Here is an 18,973-nt window from a genome sequence, read left to right as displayed (position 1 = left end):
CGTGCCAGGCACGTCCACAAACAATCGCATCCAGCTTCAAGAGCGCCCGCTGATCGTCAGCGACATCGATGAGGTCGTGCTCGAATTCATCAATCCGTTCAAAGCCTTTCTCGATAGCTGCGGCCACGCGCTGCTGCCCCGATCCTTCCGCCTGACCGGCAACATCGTCGATCGCGCAAATGAACAACCGATCGCGGAGGCGGAGGTCAAGGCGTTGCTTGATTCCTTCTATGGGACGCAGGATCGCTGGCAGACACCGGCCGCGCGGGTCGTCGAAACCTTGGCCGCGCTGTCGAACGAAGCGGACATCGTTTTCCTGACGGCCATGCCGCCGCATCACGCCGCGGTCCGCCGGGCCCTGCTCGACCGGCTTGACCTTCCCTACCCGCTGCTTGCCTCCGAGGAGCCGAAGGGACCGATCGTCCAAAAGCTGCACGGCGGACGCCCGGTTCCCCTGGTCTTCGTCGATGATATTCTTCGCAACCTGCAATCGGTCCAGCACCATGCGCCGTCCTGCCTGCTGATCAACCTGATGGCTAACGCGGAGTTTCGCGCGCTTGCGCCAAAGCCGGACGCCAGTATCCGCGCAGTGGCCGACTGGCCGGAAGCGGCGGCGACCATCCGCGCGCATTTCGAGGGCTAGTTCAGCGCCGGCTTCCATCAGTGCAAATCCAATCGCATCAACGGTCTACCATCCTTGCGTCGCGCCACGACGTCGAATCCCTCAGCCTCGAAGACCGTCGTCGCGCCGACCCAAAGGGCGACGGACTTTGACTGTTTGGCGTGATCGATCGGACAAGCATCGAGATAGCGTGCGCCGCCGGCCCTTGCGTGGTCGATCGCCGCACGCACGAGTTGATGGCTCAGGCCCCTGCCCCGCAGTTTCGACTGCATGAACAGGCAGCTCAGCGCCCAGATCGTCGGATCGCTGGCCTCACCGTCCTCCAGCGGTCGCGCAACCGTGCGCGACGAATTGAACTGCGGAACATCCTGGCGAGGACCAACCTGAACCCAGGCGACCGGTGCTCCCTCGAAATAACCGAGGATGCCGGGCGGCGGCGCGGTATCGATACGCGCCTTGATAAAGGCCCTGCGTTCGCTTGCCGGCATTGCCGTTCGGATGGAATGCGGCAGGCGCAAAGCGGTGCACCAACAACCGCCATAGGCGCCGTTGGGCCCGAAAAGCTGCTCGAAATCCGCCCAACTAACCGCCGTGGCAGGTGAGAACTGGAGTGTGATTTCCAACAGAGCCTCCCTTGAGACTCACTAGCCTAGAGCGTAAGGTCGCGATGTTCAATCTTTGTTCCAGATATGCCCGACAGCGCTGCTCAATCTCCAGGCTTCTGCCGTGACTGCCTCAAGGAGCAGGCTGCCAGCGCGCGGCGCTGTACGGCGTGCGGCAGTCCGCGCCTGCTGCGCCACAGCGAGCTATACGATCTCACCTTGGCGCATATAGATTGCGACGCCTTCTACGCTTCGATCGAAAAGCGCGACGATCCGGAGCTTGCCGACAAGCCCGTGATCATCGGCGGTGGCAAGCGCGGCGTGGTGTCCACCGCCTGCTACATCGCCCGTATTCACGGAGTGCGCTCGGCAATGCCGATGTTCAAGGCGCTGGAGGCGTGCCCTCAAGCCGTCGTCATCAAACCGAATATGGAAAAATACACTCGCGTCGGCCGCGAGGTCCGCACGCTGATGCAAGAGTTGACGCCGCTGGTGCAGCCGCTATCGATCGACGAGGCCTTTCTCGAACTCAAGGGTACCGAGCGGCTGCATCACGATCCGCCGGCGCGTACGCTCGCCCGCTTCGCCCGCCGCGTCGAGCAGGAGATCGGCATCACCGTTTCTGTTGGCCTCTCCTATTGCAAGTTCCTCGCCAAGGTCGCTTCCGACCTGCAGAAGCCGCGCGGTTTTTCCGTCATCGGCCAGGCCGAAGCGCTGGAGTTCCTGAGGGAAAAACCGGTCACCCTGATCTGGGGGGTCGGCAAGGCCTTCGCCACAACCCTGGAACGCGATGGCGTGCGAACGATCGGGCAATTGCAGACCATGGAGGAAGCCGACCTCATGCGCCGCTACGGCACCATGGGGCAACGGCTTTACCGCCTGTCGCGCGGACTTGACGAGAGAGCGGTCGAAATCGACGGCGAAGCGAAGAGCGTCTCCTCCGAGACGACCTTCAACGAAGACATCGCGCGCTATGATGACCTCGTGATGCATCTCAGGCGGCTCAGCGAACAGGTCGCGCATCGGCTGCGAAAGTCCGAACTCGCCGGCCAGACCGTCGTCTTGAAGCTGAAGACGGCCGACTTCAAGCTTCGCACCCGCAACCGGCGGCTCGATAGCCCGACACGGCTCGCCGACCGCATATTCCGCACCGGACTGCAGCTCCTTGAGAAAGAAGCCGATGGCACGAAATATCGGCTGATCGGTATCGGTGTCAGCGATCTCTCCGCTCCGGACCTTGCCGATCCGCCCGATCTCGTCGATCCGGCGGCAACCCGCCGGGCAGCGGCCGAAGACGCCATGAACAAGCTGCGCGACAAGTTCGGCAAGGCGAGCGTCGAGACCGGCTATACCTTCGGCACCCGGAAGCGCGACCCGTGAAGATAGACACGCGGCGATCACGCAACCTTGATGTGGCCCCCACGCCGTCCTGATGAATTCCTTAAAGATTGCAGGCTAGGCTCGTCCGCCAAGTCACGTGTTGGGTTGAGTGTATGGTATCGCGTTTCGCTCTCACCGCCAGCGTCGTCGCTCTGCTTTTGTCGCCGGCCACCGGCTTTGCAGGCAGTCGCGGGCCGCTGCAGATCATTGTTTCGAAGGACCAGCAATCGCTCGTCGTCTATGACGGTGACGCCGTGATTGCGACGTCACCGGTGTCGACCGGTAAGGCCGGCCATACGACGCCATCAGGAATCTTTTCTATCCTCGAAAAGCGGCGCCATCACAAATCGAACATCTATTCGAACGCGCCGATGCCGTTCATGCAACGGCTCACCTGGTCTGGCATTGCGCTCCACGGCTCCAACCACGTGCCTGACTACCCCGCGTCGCACGGATGCGTGCGCCTGCCGAGCGTCTTCGCCGCATCGCTCTACAAGATGACCGAGCGCGGCGTGCACGTGCTCATCTCGGACCGGCAGATAACGCCCGTGGAGATCAAGAGTGCCCTCCTCTTCCGCCCGGCCCCGGTAGATATCCAGCCGCCGTTGTCCGACGTGCCTCTACGTCCGGCGATCAGCCAGGCCGGCGGTGCGCCGGTGGAAGTGGCGATGAGGGAGCCGACTGGTGGTGCCAGCACCTCCCGATCGATGGAGGAACCGATCCGCATCCTGATCACGCGCAGCGACGCACGCGACACCATGCGCGAGGTTCAAGCCTCGCTGGAATTCCTCGGATACGTGCCAGGCGCGATCGACGGCCATGCAGGCCCGGCAACCATTACGGCGCTCCGCGCCTTCCAGACGAGCGAAGGTCTCGAGAGCGACGGCAAGCTGACGCCGGAACTGACCGACAAGCTCCTGCGCAAGGCCGGCCGAACGCCACCACAGAACGGCAAGATCCTCGTCCGCCAAGGTTTCAAACCGCTTTTCGAAGGAGGCCTCACCATCGACAAACCGGAAGAGTCGCTCGGGACGCATTTCCTCCAGTTCCGGCACAATGAAGAAGAAGGCGCCGAAGGCAAATGGTTCGGCGTTTCGCTTGAAAACCACCTGCCGGCCTCGACGAAAAAGCGACTCGGCATTTCCATGGAGGCCGATCCCTTCGCGTACAACGGAATCCAGCGCACGCTGGCGCGAATGACGATATCCGACGACGTTCGCAAGCGGGTTGAAGGATTGTTGGCCGAGGGCTCTTCGCTCTCGATCGCCGACACGGAAAGCGGGCTGGAGACCGGTCAGGGCACCGATTTCATCACCATCACCCGATCGCGCCCCGGCGACTGATCGCGCGCGTGTTCCGGATATGCGAAGCGGGTCTGCGTTCGACTCCGCTCGCTTTCTACGGCCACTACCCCAGCTTCAATGAAGCGGAACAATAATCCGGGTCAAACCAACTCGACGTCGATCACGCCGGGTGCCGAGCGCAGCGCCGCGGCGATCTCCGGCGAGATCCGGAACTTCTCGCTCAGTTCCACCTCGATCTCGCGCTGACCGTTGTCCTTGATGACAACGAAGGAGACGAGACCATCGCCCCTGGTATTGAGGTGCGACGCAATCGATTTCAGCGGACCGGAATCGCGCACATAGACACGTAGCGCCTTCTGCAGTTGCAGCGATTCTTCCTCCAGCGAGCGCAGGGTCTGGATGCGCAGACCGATACCCTCCGGCCGCTCCTCTGCGGCAACCGTCATGACCAGCGATTTGCCCGGCTCCAGGAGGTCACGATACTGATGCAGCATTTCGGAGAAGAGCACGGCCTCGAATTGGCCTGAGGAGTCCGAGAAGGCGACGATGCCCATCTTGTTGCCGGTGCGCGTCTTGCGCTCCTGTTTCGACGTCACGGTGCCGGCCAAGCGGCCGGCAGTCGCCCCCTTCTTAACCGCACCGGCGAAATCCCCGAATGTCTGCACCCGCATCTTCGCAAGGAGCGCGTTGTAGGTGTCGAGCGGATGGGCGGAGAGGTAGAAGCCGAGCACCTGGAACTCGCGGTGCAGCTTTTCCGAAGCGAGCCAGGGCGTATAGGTCGGGAGCGCGATGCGTTCCGGCCCGGTTGCCGCCCCGGCGCCGAACATGTCGCTCTGGCCGCTCGTCTTGTTCTCTTGCGCGCGTTGGGCGAAGCCGAGGATGCGATCCAGCCCGCCGACCAATTCCGCACGGTCATAGCCGAAGCATTCGAACGCGCCGGCGGCGATCAGGCTTTCGAAGACGCGACGGTTGAGAAGCTTGGGATCGATCCTGAGGCAGAAGTCCTCCAGGCTTGCGAAGGTCCGGTCGCCGCGCACTTCGACAATGTGCTCGACCGCGGATTCGCCCACACCCTTGATTGCGGCGAGCGAGTAGTAGATGCGGTTTTCACCTGTCTGGAAATGCCGGAACGACGACTGCACCGACGGTGCAATCACCTCGATGCCCAGGCGCTTCGCGTCCTGGCGGAAATCGTTGACCTTTTCCGTGTTGGACATGTCGAGCGTCATCGACGCCGCCAGGAACTCCACCGGGTAATGCGCTTTCATATAGGCGGTCTGGTAGGAAACGATGGCGTAAGCCGCTGCGTGCGACTTGTTGAAGCCGTAGTTGGCGAACTTGGCCAGCAGGTCGAAGATGAGGTCGGCCTGCGGCTTCGAAACCTCGTTCTTGACGGCACCGTCGACGAAGCGGGCGCGCTGCTTGTCCATCTCCTCCTTGATCTTCTTACCCATGGCGCGGCGCAGAAGATCGGCTTCGCCGAGCGAGTAGCCCGAGAGCACCTGGGCGATCTGCATCACCTGCTCCTGGTAGACGATAACGCCCTGCGTTTCCTTGAGCAGATGGTCGATCTTCGGATGGATCGATTCGACCTCTTCCTCGCCATGCTTGCGGGCGTTGTAGACAGGAATGTTCTCCATCGGACCAGGGCGATAGAGCGCCACCAGTGCGATGATGTCCTCGATGCAGTCGGGCCGCATGCCGATCAGCGCCTTGCGCATGCCGGCACTTTCCACCTGGAACACGCCGACGGTTTCGCCACGCGACAGCATCTCATAGGTCTTCGGGTCGTCCAGCGGGATGCTCGCGAGATCGACCTCGATGCCGCGCTGTTTCACGAAATCGACCGCGACCTTCAGCACGGTCAAGGTCTTCAGGCCGAGGAAGTCGAACTTGACGAGACCCGCCTGCTCCACCCACTTCATGTTGAACTGGGTGACCGGCATGTCCGAGCGCGGGTCTCGATACATCGGCACGAGCTGCGACAGCGGACGGTCGCCGATCACGATGCCTGCGGCGTGGGTCGAGGCGTGACGGTAGAGGCCTTCGATCTTCTGGGCGATATCAAGAAGGCGGGCGACAACCGGTTCCTTCTCGGCTTCCTCCTGAAGGCGTGGCTCCTCTTCGATCGCCTTTGACAGCGGCGTCGGATTGGCCGGATTGTTCGGCACCAGCTTGCAGATCTTGTCGACCTGGCCATAGGGCATTTCGAGCACGCGGCCAACGTCGCGCAGTGCGGCACGGGCCTGCAGCGAACCAAAGGTGATGATCTGCGCCACCTGCTCGCGACCATACTTGCGCTGCACGTAGCGGATCACTTCTTCGCGCCGGTCCTGGCAGAAGTCGATGTCGAAGTCGGGCATCGAGACGCGTTCGGGATTGAGGAAGCGCTCGAACAGCAGCGAGAAGCGCATCGGATCGACGTCGGTGATCGTCAGCGCATAGGCGACGAGCGAGCCTGCACCCGAGCCACGGCCCGGACCGACCGGAATATCGTGCTGCTTCGCCCATTTGATGAAGTCGGCAACGATCAGGAAGTAACCGGGGAACTTCATGCGTTCGATAACGCTGAGCTCGAAGGCAAGGCGTTCGCGATACTCCTCTTCGCTATAACCAGGCGCCATTCCGAGCCTGGCGAGACGTTCTTCGAGCCCCTCCTCGGCCTGCCGGCGAAGTTCGCTCGACTCGGCGCGCTCCGCCTCCTCCGGATCTGCGGTGGCGCCGGTAAAGCGCGGCAGGATCGGCCCGCGGGTCTTCAGCATGAAGGAGCAGCGCCGTGCGATCTCGACGGTGTTTTCCAGCGCCTCCGGCAGATCGGCAAACAGCGCCGCCATTTCCTTGCGGCTCTTCAGATAATGATCCGGCGTCAGGCGAAAGCGGCTGTCGTCCGAAACCATGGCGTTGTGTGCGACTGCCATCAGGGCGTCGTGTGCGTCATAGTCGGACGGCGATGGAAAGAATGCTTCGTTGGTGGCAACCAGCGGAATGTCGAACTTGTAGGCAAGATCGATCATCCGGCTCTCGTGGCGACGATCATATCCGCCGTGTCGCTGTAGCTCGATGTAGAGACGATCGCCGAAGAGATCGTGCAAGGCTTCAAGGCGCGCCTCAGCCAGCGCCGTCGAGCCCGCCTTCAGGGCCAGGTCCACCGGGCCGCCGGACGCACCGGTCAACGCGATCAATCCGTCGGTACCGTTTTCGGCAAGCCAGGAGCGCGTGATCCGAGTCGCCTGGCTGCCCTCGCCGCTGAGATAGGCACGGCTCACCAAATCCACGAGCCGCGTGTAACCGTCATCGGTCGCGGCTATCAGGACGATCGCGGGCAGTTTCGCGAGCTGTTGCGCGTGGCCGCGCCGCTCGCCATCCACCTCGTCTTCCATGTCGATGGAAAGCTGGCAGCCGGTAATCGGCTGCAATCCGTCGTCGGCTGCTTTCTGCGAAAACTCGAGCGCCGCGAAGAGATTGTTGGTGTCGGCGATCCCGATCGCCGGCTGATTATCGGCAACCGCCTTGCCGATGACTTTCTTCAGAGGCAGCGCGCCTTCGAGCAGGGAAAAGGCCGAGTGGACACGCAGATGCACAAACTGCGGGTCCGTACCAAGCGCCTCGCTCGATGCTGCTTTGCCGTCATCTGCCATTGTTCGCACCCTGATTCCTGTCTGATCGGCAGGATATCCCGCTTATCACCCGACATGTCCAGTTTCAGCTGACACGTCGTCCCCCTTATTCAATCCAGGGGGCAGAATTCGGGAGGTGCGTGAGAAGAGATATCGGCGCTCCTCAGAGACCGAGCGCAATGAAAGAGATGCTTGCGATGAACAGGCTCATCGAAGCGAAGGCGGCGAGGTCACGAACAAAATCAGTCATAACATGGCTCCTTTTCCGTTATGTTTTTACTTTGTTCTATTTTTGTTCACTCGTCAAGCCGAGCACAGGCGTTCTGTTCACGATGGTTAACATGCCAGGCGAACGCAGGTTAATCGGTGAGAAGCCGCTTGAGGAAAGCACCATGCCCGCATATCAAGAGGAACAACCAAGCGGAGCGTTCCGACATGCATGCACGCCTTATTCTGCCCCTGCTGCTCCTCCTCCCCGCCGTCGCTTCTGCGGCGGAAGCGATCGATCCGGGACGCATTGTCTCGGCGGCAACCGGTGATTGGGATAAGGACGGGGACACTGATCTCGCGCTGATCATACGGCCCGCCGAGGGCAGCGACGAGGACAACGGCGTCTACCTTTACCTCGCAGGCGACAGTGGCGCGCTTGAATTGAAATCGGCGATCCCGAACAAGATTTGGGGGCAGTTCGATCTTGTCGGACAGGCGCCGTCGATCGAAGCACTGCCGAATGGCTCCTTGGTCATCACCAGCCACAACGACGCCATCGGGCGCGACCGCTGGGAACAGAAGGTGACGGTTGCCTATCGCAATTTCGAGTTCGTGGTCGCCGGCTACACCCACTCATCCTATGATACGCTCGACCCCAACAATACGTCCCAATGCGACCTCAACGTGCTGACGGGCAAAGGCAAGGCCAACGACAAGGCGGTTGTCGCCAAAGGCGAGCTCGTGCTTCTCAAGGATTGGAACGACGCTCGCGGCCAGAAGGCTTGCGGCATTCAATAATCGGCAAGCCATTCCCTGTCTGCTCTTTGCAGCTCTCGCAGATCAGGACATCCTCAAAAGAAAACGCATGAGGACCGATCATGACTCGCGACGGCGCGACCAATGCCACGGTCTCGCCGCTCCTCAGCGTGAAATCCGCGCCCTTGAGGATCGATAGATAGGTCTCGCCTTCCCCGTAGTGTCGCTCGACGCCGGAGAGCTGCAGTGCCACGCGCGCTTTCATTTAGGTGATGTCCTTGTCATTCGTAACGCAGGGCCTGCACCGGATCGAGGCGCGAGGCACGCCAGGCCGGAAAAATCGTGGCGAGGAAGGAAAGGGTGAGTGCCATGACGATGACGAGCGCAGTCTCGTCGGCGTTCATGTCGGCCGGAAGCTGGCTCAGGAAGTAGAGCTCCGGGCTGAAGAGAGTCGTTCCTGAAATCCAGGAGAAGAACTGTCGGATGGATTCGATGTTGAGGCAGACGACAACACCGAGCGCCACGCCGGCAACGGTGCCCGCCACGCCGATGGCTGCACCGGTCATGAAGAAGATGCGCATCACCGAGCCCGACGTCGCACCCATCGTTCTCAGGATCGCAATGTCGCTGCCCTTGTCCTTCACCAGCATGATCAGGCCGGAAATGATGTTCAGCGCCGCGACCAGAACGATCAGCGTCAGGATCATGAACATCACGTTGCGCTCGACCTCGAGCGCCGAGAAGAAGGTCTTGTTGCGGTCGCGCCAGTCGGTGATGAAGATCTGCCGTCCCGCGGCGTCCTCGATCGGCTGTCGCAGTTCATCGACGACATCCGGATGCTCGACGAAGATCTCAATCGACTGCGCCAGTCCCTCGGCGTTGAAGAAGAGCTGAGCCTCTTCAAGCGGCATGAAGATGATCGTTGAGTCGTATTCCGACATGCCGATCTCGTAGATCGCCGAGACGGTGTAGGCCTTCACGCGCGGGTTCATGCCGAGCGGCGTCACGTCGCCATTGGGCGAGGTCAGTGTGATCGTTCCGCCGACGCGGATGCCGAGCTGCTCGGCCATGCGCGAGCCGATCGCCACCCCGGAGCCGGAGGCAAAGCCGACCATGTCGCCGGACTGGATGTGATCGGAGACCGATTTCATCTTACTCAAGTCATCGGCGCGGATGCCGCGGACCAGCGCACCAGTGGAACTATCGCCGATGCCTTGGGCCAGCACCTGGCCCTCGACCAGCCTTGCCGAGCTTCGAGTACAGCGTCTCGCAAGCGCCGTCGCAAGTGGTATCGCCCGCTTTCATTGCGCGGCGATGACGGGACGTTGACGCTGAAGTCGGCCATCCACAACAAGATCTGGGGACAGGTCGATCTCGCCGGATAGGCGCCCTCGATCACGGCGCTGCCAAACGGATCACTCGTGATCACGACGCGCAATGACGGCGCTGGCGCGACCGCTGGGAAGCAGACTGAACCTAGAAGCACCTAAGCAGGCGACGTCCTGGCAGTGTGTGTGGAGATTTGAACGGAGCGGCGGTTTCTCCCGGCAAGCGACTGAGAGCGGGCGACGTTTGGGGACGGCGCGCACGCCGCCAGACCATCACGCCATCTCGACGACTTTGCCGTCTTCGATCGTCACGCGGCGGTCCATCAGCCCGGCCAATTCATGATTGTGCGTCGCGATCAAGGCGGCTAGCCCGGACTGGCGGGCAAGCGCTTCCAGCGCCTCGAAGACATAGCCAGCGGTCTCCGGGTCGAGATTGCCTGTTGGCTCGTCGGCGAGAAGAACGAGAGGCGCATTGGCGACCGCGCGCGCGATCGCGACACGCTGCTGCTCACCGCCGGAAAGTTCCGCCGGACGGTGGTCTGCCCGGTGGCCGATGCGCATGTAGTCGAGCAGCGCCTTCGCCCGTTCCGCGGCTTCCTTCTTTGGCAGTCCCCCGATCAGTTGCGGCATCATGATGTTCTCGAGCGCCGTGAACTCCGGAAGCAGATGGTGAAACTGGTAGACGAAGCCGATCTCGTTGCGGCGGATCGCGGTCCGCCGATCGTCATTGAGCCCGCCGCAGGAGACGCCGTTGACCAGGACTTCGCCGCCATCCGGGCGCTCCAAGAGGCCCGCAACATGCAGGAGCGTCGATTTGCCAGTTCCCGAAGGCGCGACCAATGCCACGGTCTCGCCGCTCCTCAGCGTGAAATCCGCGCCTTTGAGGATGGAGAGGAACGTCTCGCCTTCCCCGTAGTGTCGCTCGACGCCGGAGAGCTGCAGTGCCACGCGCGCTTTCATTTAGGTGATGTCCTTGTCATTCGTAACGCAGGGCCTGCACCGGATCGAGGCGCGAGGCACGCCAGGCCGGAAAAATCGTGGCGAGGAAGGAAAGGGTGAGTGCCATGACGATGACGAGCGCAGTCTCGTCGGCGTTCATGTCAGCCGGAAGCTGGCTCAGGAAGTAGAGCTCCGGGCTGAAGAGAGTCGTTCCTGAAATCCAGGAGAAGAACTGTCGGATGGATTCGATGTTGAGGCAGACGACAACACCGAGCGCCACGCCGGCAACGGTGCCCGCCACGCCGATGGCTGCACCGGTCATGAAGAAGATGCGCATCACCGAGCCCGACGTCGCACCCATCGTTCTCAGGATCGCAATGTCGCTGCCCTTGTCCTTCACCAGCATGATCAGGCCGGAAATGATGTTCAGCGCCGCGACCAGAACGATCAGCGTCAGGATCATGAACATCACGTTGCGCTCGACCTCGAGCGCCGAGAAGAAGGTCTTGTTGCGGTCGCGCCAGTCGGTGATGAAGATCTGCCGTCCCGCGGCGTCCTCGATCGGCTGTCGCAGTTCATCGACGACATCCGGATGCTCGACGAAGATCTCAATCGACTGCGCCAGTCCCTCGGCGTTGAAGAAGAGCTGAGCCTCTTCAAGCGGCATGAAGATGATCGTTGAGTCGTATTCCGACATGCCGATCTCGTAGATCGCCGAGACGGTGTAGGCCTTCACGCGCGGGTTCATGCCGAGCGGCGTCACGTCGCCATTGGGCGAGGTCAGTGTGATCGTTCCGCCGACGCGGATGCCGAGCTGCTCGGCCATGCGCGAGCCGATCGCCACCCCGGAGCCGGAGGCAAAGCCGACCATGTCGCCGGACTGGATGTGATCGGAGACCGATTTCATCTTGCTCAAGTCATCGGCGCGGATGCCGCGGACCAGCGCACCCGTGGAACTATCGCCGATGCCTTGGGCCAGCACCTGGCCCTCGACCAGCGGGATCGCCATGGTGACGCCCTTGACGCCCGAGAATTTGGTCGCGAGCTCAGCGTAATTGTTGAGCGGCCCGTCGATCGGCTGGACGATCATGTGGCCGTTGATGCCGAGAATGCGGGAGATAAGCTCGGTGCGGAACCCATTCATCACGGCCATGACGATGATCAGCGTCGCGACGCCGAGCATGATGCCGATGAAGGAAAAGCCCGCGATCACCGAGATGAAGGCTTCCTTGCGCCTCGAGCGCAGGTAGCGCCAGGCCACCATGCGCTCGAAGGCGGAAAAGGGACGGCTGGAGGACTTTTCAGGCTGCGCTGCGGCCTGCACCTGAGTTTCAGTCACGGCGGTCATCCTGCCTTCCCTCGCCTCATCACTTCGTTGCGATCAGCTTGTTGATCGCAGCCTGGACGGTCATCGTCGCGCGCTCACCGGTCTTGCGATCCTTGACCTCGACTTCGCCGTTGGCGATCGAACGCGGGCCGACGATGATCTGGACCGGCACGCCGATCAGATCCGCAGTCGCGAACTTCGCACCGGCGCGGTCGTCCGTGTCGTCGAGCAGGGCGTCGAATCCAGCCTTGCCGAGTTCGGAGTAGAGCGTCTCGCAGGCGCCGTCGCAAGCGGCATCACCCGCTTTCATGTTGATGATAACGCCATCGAACGGCGAGATCGACTTCGGCCAGATGATGCCGTTGTCGTCGTGCGAGGCTTCGATGATCGCCGGCACGAGGCGGGTCGGACCAATGCCGTAGGACCCCATGTGCACGGCATGCTCCTTGCCATCGGGGCCGAGAACCTTGGCGCCCATGGCTTCGGAATACTTGGTGCCGAAATAGAAGATGTGGCCGACTTCGATGCCGCGCGCCGACAGACGGTCGCCTTCGGCAACCGCATTGAAGGCGGCCTCATCGTGCATTTCCGATGTCGCCGCGTAGCGCGAGGTCCACTTGTCGAAGATCGCCTTCAGGCCGGCGACGTCCTCGAAGTTGGTTTCTTCGCCCGGAATATCAAAGCCGAGGAAGTCCTTGTGGCAGAAGACTTCGGATTCGCCGGTGTCAGCGAGGATGATGAATTCGTGGCTGAGGTTGCCGCCGATCGGGCCGGTGTCGGCACGCATCGGAATGGCGCGAAGCCCCATGCGCGCGAATGTGCGCAGATAGGCCGCGAACATGCGGTTATAGGCGTGCTCCGCCCCTTCGCGATCGAGATCGAAGGAATAGGCATCCTTCATCAGGAACTCGCGCGAGCGCATGGTGCCGAAACGCGGACGGATCTCGTCGCGGAATTTCAGCTGGATGTGATAGAGATTGAGCGGCAGATCGCGGTAGGACTTCACGTAGGACCGGAAGACGTCCGTGATCATCTCTTCGTTCGTCGGGCCGTAAAGCATCGGCCTGTCCTGGCGATCCTTGATGCGCAGCATCTCCTTGCCGTAGGCGTCGTAGCGGCCGCTTTCCTGCCAGAGCTCTGCGGACTGCAGCGTCGGCATCAAAAGCTCGATCGCGCCCGAGCGGTTCTGCTCCTCGCGGATGATCGCGTTGACCTTGTCGAGAACGCGCTTGCCCAGTGGCAGCCAGGTGTAGATGCCCGAGGACTGCTGCCGGATCATGCCCGTGCGGAGCATAAGGCGGTGGGAAACGATTTCCGCTTCCTTAGGGTTTTCCTTCAGGATGGGCATGAAAAAACGGGACAGGCGCATGACGGGTTCCAGAACTTGATGAACGTCGCACTATCGGCGGATTCGGGCGAAATGACGTTGAGCTCAGGTGCCTTCTTCGCCGGTAGGCTGGCAAGGGCGACCGTTGCTTCTCGGGGTCGGGCTCTCCATTATCCATCACCGGCAACGCCAACGTGAACCTTTGTGAGCCTTGCGTTCATAGCTGCTTCGCAGGCGGAAGAAAACCCTGCTCTCGGGCCATGGCCGGAAAGATCAGATCTACTGATTTTGAGGGGGAAAGACCGGCAAAACCTGCACCAAAAGAGCCCGCTAGTAACAATATTACGACAGGAATTGTCAACGGGAATATTTTACCCAACTGTAGCAAAAATGCAAAAAAACAGGATGACACAGCTTAATGTTTGGGCTAATTTCGGCTCACAAAACAGGCATGAAGACTAAATTCTTGCCGACTTTCGCGGTCAAGTCTTGGGAGGATAAGATCTTAGGCGCGCTTAGTCGCTGCCGCCGGCAACGGATTAAAGATCACGCGAAACTTGAAAAACAAGGCTTTTAGCCTTGTTTTTTTTTGCTTTTCTCGACCCATCGCAGGCGCGAAGCAGTCGCAAAAATTGAACTATGTCAATTTGACGGCGGTCAATCCTGCGATTGCTCTGGTTTCCTCCACAGCATCGCTCCGAGCGTCATGATGACGCAGAAATCCGGTAAAAATTCTTCGATCGACTTGCGGTGCGGCTCAGCCCATCCGCCTTGCAGAAATTCTCAATAGAATTTCGGGTAGAACCGCGGGATGGAATCGATCCCGTAGCCAAGTTTGACGGAGACGATGTACCAGGCGAGCTGGATGACAGCCGCAATCGCCGTGGTCAAAAGCACCACCCGCTTCGCATTGAACTTCGCCGGGGCGCTTTCGACGCTTCCCGGGACAACGCTGTTTTCTTCCGCTTGCGTGCGCACTCCCAGGGGAAGAACGGCAAACAGCGTGATCCACCAGATGATGAAGTAGATGGCAAAAGTTGAAAACAGTGGCATTTCCGGCTCCCGGTGAAGGCGATCGACGAAACGACGGACGTCGTCGCGCCGCGACTTCCGCGACATTCTGTCCGCCTTATAGCGCCGCCTGCGCGATCAGACAAACACGCATCGCGCGGTCAACTGTCACACCTCTTCGAGTTCGATCAGCGTACCCTGAAAATCCTTGGGGTGCAGGAAAAGCACCGGCTTGCCATGCGCGCCGATTTTCGGCTCCCCATCCCCAAGGACTCGAGCGCCTGCCGCACGCAACGCGTCACGTGCGGCAAGGATGTTCTCCACCTCGTAGCAGATGTGGTGCATCCCGCCCGAAGGGTTCTTCGCCAGGAAAGCGGTGATCGGCGAGCTCTCGCCGAGTGGCTCCAATAGCTCGACCTTGGTGTTGGCCAGCGTGACGAACACAACGGTTACGCCGTGTTCGGGCAGCGCTTGCGGCTCGGTGACGGACGCACCGAGCGTTGAACGGTAGCTCTCGGCGGCGACGCCAAGATCCGGCACGGCGATGGCGATGTGGTTCACTCTTCCGAGCATTGCGATCCTCCCGCTATGACGACATGTACCGGCCCCGCTTACATTGCCGCGGGACAACCGCCAATCAGACTTTGGTGACAAACACCGTCACAATCGGCTTCTTGCCCCAGGTCTGGTTGGCTGTGCTGCGAACAGCGCGGCGAACCGCCTCCTGCAGCATGGCCAGGTCCTTGCGCTTTGCCCGCGGAATGCTCTCGACCGCACCGAGGATCGCGTCATAGAGCGTATCCTCCATGTCTTCGCCCTCATCATCGAACTCCGGCAGGCCGATCGCAACGATATCCGGGTCACCGAGGAAGTCGTAGCGGCCGTCGAGTACGACGTTGACCGCGACGTGCCCTGCGAAGGAGAGCTTGCGGCGTTCGCCGATGCCCATCTCTTCGAAATCACCGATGAGGTTGCCGTCCTTGTAGATCCGGCCATGCGGCGCTTCATCGATAACTTCGGCCGGACCTGGTGCAAGGCGCAGCATTTCGCCGTTCCGAAGGCGCGGAACACTGGCGATACCCGACTGCTGGCCAAGTTCGGCATGGGCCGTCAGATGCGCAGGTTCGCCGTGAACCGGAACGAGGATCTGCGGGCGCAGCCATTGATACATCTGCTGCAGCTCGGTGCGGCGGGGGTGACCCGATACGTGCACGAGCGCCTCACTGTCCGTGATGATGTGGATGCCCTGCTCGACCAGGCCGTTCTTGATGTCGTTGATCGCCTTCTCGTTGCCCGGGATCGTGCGCGAGGAGAACACCACCGTGTCGCCTGCGGAGAAAGCAACGTTGCGCATCTCGTCGCGCGCTATCTTCGCAAGTGCTGCCCGCGGCTCGCCTTGGCTGCCTGTCAGGATGACCACGACCTTGTCGCGCGGCACGTAACCAAACTCGTCTTCGGCGAGGAACGGCTTGATGCCTTCCATCAGCCCGAGATCCTGGGCAACGGCGACAACGCGGCGCATCGAGCTGCCAAGCAGCAGGACATCCCGCCCCGCCTCTTCCGCGGCCTCGGCAATCGAGCGGATGCGCCCGACATTCGACGAGAACGTCGTGATCGCAACCCGGCCCTCGGCATTGGCGATGATCTTCGCCAGACTTTCCGAAACTTCCTGTTCCGACGGTGAAACGCCATCGCGCATCGCATTGGTGGAATCGCAGACGAGCGCCAGCACACCCTCGTCGCCGATCTGGCGGAACCGCGTCTCGTCGGTCAGGGGCCCGAGCGACGGATGAAGATCGATCTTCCAGTCGCCAGTGTGAACGACGGTGCCGACCGGCGTGCGGATGATCACCGACATCGGCTCGGGGATCGAATGGTTGACACCGACCGCCTCGATCTCGAACGGGCCGACATTGATGCGGTCGCCCTGCTTGAAGATCGTCACCGGGATCTCACTGCGGCTTCTCTCGAAATCGCGTTTGGCTTCCAGCATGCCTGCCGTGAACGGCGAGGCATAGACCGGAACGTTGAGGCCTGGCCACAGATCGTTCAGGCCGCCGTAATGGTCCTCGTGGGCGTGGGTAATGATGATACCCTTGAGATTGCGGCGCTCTTCCGCCAGGAAGCTGATGTCTGCGAGAACCAGATCCACGCCCGGAAGGTCCGGCCCCGGAAAGGTGACGCCGCAATCGACCATGATCCACTGGCGGCTTCCAGGCCGCCCGTAGCCGTAGAGGCCAAGATTCATGCCGATTTCGCCGACGCCGCCAAGCGGCAAGAACACCAGTTCTTCGTCCTGCGCCATATTGTAATGCGCCCTTATACTAGGAATTATCCGAAAAATACGTCGCCGGCGGCGATCGTCTGCATCGTGCCTGACCCGGTATCGAGCATCAACCGCCCGGTCTCATCAATACCGGCAAAGCGGCCCGAAAGCGACCGATCCGGCAGGTTCACGGTTATCGTCTCACCGATGCCGCGAGCGGCGGACCGCCACTGCTCGATGGTTTTTGCAATACCTGCGCCGCGCTCCCACAGCGACAACGTCTCCGCCATCGTCATGAACAGCCGCGCGAAAAGTTCGTCCGGAGAAACCGAAGCGCCTTCCTTCCTCAACGAGGTAACGGGATAGAGGGCTTCATCCGGCTGAACGGCAATGTTGATGCCACAGCCGATGACCAGCGCATGTCGCCCATCCGGAAGGGCCTCGCCTTCGAGCAGGATGCCGCAGGTCTTCTTCCCGTCGATGAGAATATCGTTTGGCCATTTGATCTCGACCGGCGCTGCGCCCGGCGGCATCACCTGGCGAATTGCCCGGTGCACGGCCACGGCAACCGCTAGCGGCAAGGAATGCAGATGCTCGATCGGCGCCGGGTCAATCAGGAGAAGCGATGCGTAGAGATTGCCAGGTTCTGAAAACCAGGCGCGGCCCCGGCGGCCACGACCGCCGGTCTGCCTGACAGCCGTGACCCAGAGATTGCCCGGGTCGCCCTGGCGCGCGCGCGCCAGGCATTCGCTGTTTGTCGATCCGACCGCATCGAGAGCGACGTGCCGGAAATCGTCGGGCGATATCCGGCCGCCACTTTCAAGGGCGATCAAAAGAAGGTCCGCGCCGCGGCCTCGGCAGCGCTTCCAAGCGGACCGCCGATCAGGACGTATCCGAGGACGAACAGACCCGAGAGACCGAACACCAGTTTCAGTTCGCCAGCCGTACGGGCAAACTCGCCCTTGGCGTCATCGAACCACATCACCTTGATGACGCGCAGGTAGTAGTAAGCGCCGACCACGGATGCGAGGACGCCGATGATGGCGAGTGCATAGAGCTGCGCTTCGATCGCCGCCATGAAGACGAAGTACTTCCCGAAGAAGCCTGCCATCGGCGGAATGCCGGCGAGCGAGAACATCAGGACGGTCAGGACGGTCGCCATGAAGGGGTTCGTCTGCGAGAGACCAGCGAGATCGTCGACGTTTTCGACGTTCTCGCCTTCCTTGCGCCGCATCGCCAGGATGCAGGCGAAGGTGCCGAGCGTCATGACCATGTAGATGAGCATGTAGAGCAGCACGCCGCGAACGCCCGCCATCGAGCCGGCGGCAAGGCCGACCAGCGCGTAGCCCATGTGGCCGATCGAGGAATAGGCCATCAGGCGCTTGATGTTCTTCTGGCCGATTGCCGCAAACGAGCCGAGCAGCATCGAAGCAATCGAAATGAAGACGATGATCTGCTGCCAGTCGGCAACGACCGGTTCAAAGGCGTTGATGACGATGCGCACGAGGATCGCCATGGCCGCAACCTTCGGCGCGGCTGCGAAGAAGGCGGTGACCGGCGTCGGCGCGCCTTCGTAAACATCGGGCGTCCACATGTGGAACGGAACAGCCGAGATCTTGAATGCGAGGCCGGCGAGCACGAAGACGAGACCGAAGATCAGGCCGAGCGAACGGCCTTCGGCCGTCAGCGCAGCGGCGATCTGGGTAAAGCCGGTGTGGCCGGTGAAGCCGTAGATCAGCGACATGCCATAGAGCAGCATGCCCGAGGAAAGCGCACCGAGCACGAAGTACTTGAGGCCGGCTTCCGTCGAACGGACGCTGTCGCGGTTGATGGCGGCGACGACATAGAGCGCCAGCGATTGCAGTTCCAGCGACAGGTACAGCGACATCAGGTCGTTGGCCGAGATCATCAACAGCATGCCGAGCGTTGCCAGTACCAGAAGTACCGGGAACTCGAAACGATCGATCTGGGCCGAGCGCGCATGACCGACGGTCATGACCAACGCCGTAATCGAGCCGATCAGTGCCAGCACCTTCATGAACTTGGCGAAGGGATCCGACAGGAAGGCGCCGCCATAGGCCGAGCCTTCTCCGGTCTTCAGAACGAGCCAGAGACCGGCGATGATCAGAACGGCAACCGCAAGGCCGGTGACCGTCGACGCCGATTTTTCGCCGGCAAACACGCCGATCATCAGCAATGCCATCGCGCCGACCGCGAGGATCAACTCGGGGATCGAGAGTTGCAGGCTTGCAAGGAGGGTTTCAGCAGTCATGTCCAATCACGT

The 18,973-nt window shown here is 61.4% G+C and carries 14 protein-coding genes and 2 pseudogenes; 4 read left to right on the top strand and 12 right to left on the bottom strand.

All coding sequences use genetic code 11. The features are described from left to right. Nucleotide 1 precedes the first annotated feature (1 nt). Nucleotides 2–643 carry a hypothetical protein gene (locus PWG15_RS05050; RefSeq protein WP_275023393.1) on the top strand — a complete coding sequence of 214 codons (642 nt, stop codon included), beginning with the start codon at nt 2–4 and terminating at the stop codon, nt 641–643. Nucleotides 644–660: 17 nt separating this feature from the next. Here the strand turns inward: PWG15_RS05050 and PWG15_RS05045 are convergent, their stop codons facing one another. Next, the gene (locus PWG15_RS05045; protein ID WP_275023392.1) at nt 661–1,245 is read right to left on the bottom strand and encodes a GNAT family N-acetyltransferase; all 585 of its coding nucleotides are present in this window, start codon (nt 1,243–1,245) and stop codon (nt 661–663) included. Nucleotides 1,246–1,311: 66 nt separating this feature from the next. Here PWG15_RS05045 and PWG15_RS05040 point away from each other — a divergent pair, with 66 nt between their 5' ends. Further along, nucleotides 1,312–2,604 carry a DNA polymerase IV gene (locus PWG15_RS05040; RefSeq protein ID WP_275023391.1) on the top strand — a complete coding sequence of 431 codons (1,293 nt, stop codon included), beginning with the start codon at nt 1,312–1,314 and terminating at the stop codon, nt 2,602–2,604. Between the two features lie 113 nt (nt 2,605–2,717). Next, on the top strand, nt 2,718–3,947 hold the full coding sequence (locus PWG15_RS05035) for a L,D-transpeptidase family protein (RefSeq protein ID WP_275023390.1): 1,230 nt from the start codon (nt 2,718–2,720) through the stop codon (nt 3,945–3,947). 101 nt (nt 3,948–4,048) lie between these two features. On the opposite strand, the gene dnaE is transcribed toward PWG15_RS05035, so the two are convergent. Further along, nucleotides 4,049–7,546, bottom strand: a complete 3,498-nt coding sequence (gene dnaE / locus PWG15_RS05030) for a DNA polymerase III subunit alpha (RefSeq protein WP_275023389.1) — start codon at nt 7,544–7,546, stop codon at nt 4,049–4,051. 414 nt (nt 7,547–7,960) lie between these two features. Here dnaE and PWG15_RS05025 point away from each other — a divergent pair, with 414 nt between their 5' ends. Then, nucleotides 7,961–8,533 carry a hypothetical protein gene (locus PWG15_RS05025; RefSeq protein ID WP_275023388.1) on the top strand — a complete coding sequence of 191 codons (573 nt, stop codon included), beginning with the start codon at nt 7,961–7,963 and terminating at the stop codon, nt 8,531–8,533. An 88-nt stretch (nt 8,534–8,621) separates the two neighbouring features. Here PWG15_RS05025 and PWG15_RS05020 read toward each other — a convergent pair. From PWG15_RS05020 to nuoN, 10 genes and pseudogenes are all read right to left on the bottom strand, one after another. Further along, a pseudogene (locus PWG15_RS05020) lies at nt 8,622–8,756 on the bottom strand (ABC transporter); the annotation flags it as partial. Nucleotides 8,757–8,772: 16 nt separating this feature from the next. Then, nucleotides 8,773–9,732, bottom strand: a pseudogene (locus PWG15_RS05015) (lipoprotein-releasing ABC transporter permease subunit); the annotation flags it as partial. A gap of 360 nt (nt 9,733–10,092) precedes the next feature. After that, a complete protein-coding gene (locus PWG15_RS05010) occupies nt 10,093–10,779 on the bottom strand; it encodes an ABC transporter ATP-binding protein (RefSeq protein ID WP_275023387.1) in 687 nt (228 codons plus the stop codon). Nucleotides 10,780–10,795: 16 nt separating this feature from the next. Further along, nucleotides 10,796–12,106, bottom strand: coding sequence for a lipoprotein-releasing ABC transporter permease subunit (locus PWG15_RS05005; RefSeq protein WP_275023386.1), 1,311 nt, complete (start codon nt 12,104–12,106; stop codon nt 10,796–10,798). Between the two features lie 19 nt (nt 12,107–12,125). Continuing rightward, nucleotides 12,126–13,454, bottom strand: coding sequence for a proline--tRNA ligase (proS, locus tag PWG15_RS05000; protein ID WP_275023385.1), 1,329 nt, complete (start codon nt 13,452–13,454; stop codon nt 12,126–12,128). Nucleotides 13,455–14,195: 741 nt separating this feature from the next. Then, on the bottom strand, nt 14,196–14,465 hold the full coding sequence (locus tag PWG15_RS04995) for a DUF1467 family protein (RefSeq protein WP_057252306.1): 270 nt from the start codon (nt 14,463–14,465) through the stop codon (nt 14,196–14,198). A 126-nt stretch (nt 14,466–14,591) separates the two neighbouring features. Further along, complete coding sequence (gene mce, locus PWG15_RS04990) at nt 14,592–14,996, bottom strand: methylmalonyl-CoA epimerase (RefSeq protein WP_275023384.1); 405 nt, start codon at nt 14,994–14,996, stop codon at nt 14,592–14,594. A 64-nt stretch (nt 14,997–15,060) separates the two neighbouring features. Further along, nucleotides 15,061–16,728, bottom strand: coding sequence for a ribonuclease J (locus tag PWG15_RS04985; protein WP_275023383.1), 1,668 nt, complete (start codon nt 16,726–16,728; stop codon nt 15,061–15,063). A gap of 26 nt (nt 16,729–16,754) precedes the next feature. Next, nucleotides 16,755–17,519 (bottom strand): biotin--[acetyl-CoA-carboxylase] ligase, encoded by a 765-nt coding sequence (locus PWG15_RS04980; RefSeq protein ID WP_275024359.1) that lies wholly within the window; start codon nt 17,517–17,519, stop codon nt 16,755–16,757. After that, nucleotides 17,519–18,961: an NADH-quinone oxidoreductase subunit NuoN gene (nuoN, locus tag PWG15_RS04975; protein ID WP_275023382.1), complete on the bottom strand. Its 1,443-nt coding sequence runs from the start codon at nt 18,959–18,961 to the stop codon at nt 17,519–17,521. The genes PWG15_RS04980 and nuoN overlap by 1 nt, the downstream gene beginning before the upstream one ends. Nucleotides 18,962–18,973: the final 12 nt, after the last annotated feature.

The organism is Ensifer adhaerens (assembly GCF_028993555.1).
GTDB classification, from domain to species: Bacteria; Pseudomonadota; Alphaproteobacteria; order Rhizobiales; family Rhizobiaceae; genus Ensifer; species Ensifer adhaerens_I.
Note: the sequence above shows the minus strand (reverse complement) of the source record. Positions and strands in the feature narration are given on the sequence as shown.